The sequence below is a fragment of the Devosia insulae DS-56 genome, assembly GCF_000970465.2.
Classification (GTDB): domain Bacteria; phylum Pseudomonadota; class Alphaproteobacteria; order Rhizobiales; family Devosiaceae; genus Devosia_A; species Devosia_A insulae.
On record NZ_LAJE02000338.1, the window covers coordinates 1 to 1042 of the forward strand.

At 67.6% G+C, this 1042-nt stretch carries 1 protein-coding gene; it reads right to left on the reverse strand.

Annotated features, from left to right (window positions below):
• Nucleotides 1–33: 33 nt before the first annotated feature.
• The coding region (locus VW23_RS22065; protein ID WP_069911653.1) for a tetratricopeptide repeat protein at nucleotides 34–1042 on the reverse strand (1009 nt) is incomplete at its 5' end.

Genomic DNA, 1042 nt, shown 5'->3' on the forward strand with positions numbered 1-1042 from the left:
CCCCAAGCCCTCCCCTCAAGGGGGAGGGGAGCTCTAACTCTGCGGCAACCCAAGGCGGGTCAGCAGCGCCGTGAAGCGCGGCTCGGCGCGGAGGCTCCGGAACTCCGGTTCGACCAGGAGGCCGATGGTCTCGGCACGATCGACTGAGGTCTCGAGGTAGTCGAGGGCGAGATCCCTGTCGCCGAGCAGGGCGGCGGTGGCGGCGACCTTGTAGGCCTTTTCGCGCTCGGCCAGGAACTGGCGCTGCTGCTCATCGAGCATGGCGCGCAGCATGGCCTCGCCGCCTTGCGGAAGGGCGGCGCGGGCGGCCTTGGCGATGAGCTGGCGGCCGACGCTGCCCTCGACACCGGCGGCAATCTCGTAGCTGTCGAGGAAATCGGCGTAGCGGCGCTGGTCGAGATAGATGGTCGCGAGATAGGCCGGGACGGCGAGATAATCCGGGTTGGCCTGCCGCAACTGCTCGAGCATCTCGATCGCGGTGTCGGTATCGCCTGCATAATAGTGGATCAGCGCGGCATTGGCGCGGATGGAGCGCGAATCCGGCTGCAGCACCAGGGCGCGGTCGATCAACTGGAGCGGGTGCTCGAACTTGCCCATCTGCATGGAGGTCAGGGCGTACCAGTGGAGCGCCTGGGCATTTTCGGGGGCGAGAGCCAGCGCCTTGTCGAACAGCTCGGCGGAACGGGCGAACGCGTGGTTGCCATAGAAGGCGTTGAAGCCGAGCGCCGCATAGGCCTCGCCGGATTGCGGATCGAGGCTGAGGGCGCGCTCGGCGGCCTGTTTGGCTTTGGCGTAGGACTCGGCAGCGGGGGCCAGCGTGTACTGGCTGATCAGGTTGTAGACATTGGCGCGGCCGACTTCGGCGCGGGCATAGTTTGGCGCAATGGCGAGTGCGGCATCGAACTTCTCGATAGCGGTGGCGAAGCCCGAGGCGGTGCGGCTGGTCCAGGCGATGACGCCTTCGTCATAGAGGGCACTGGCTTCGGCGGGGATCGCGGGGGTGGGTCGTGCCGGCGGCTGGGCTGTGGCGATGAGGCCAACG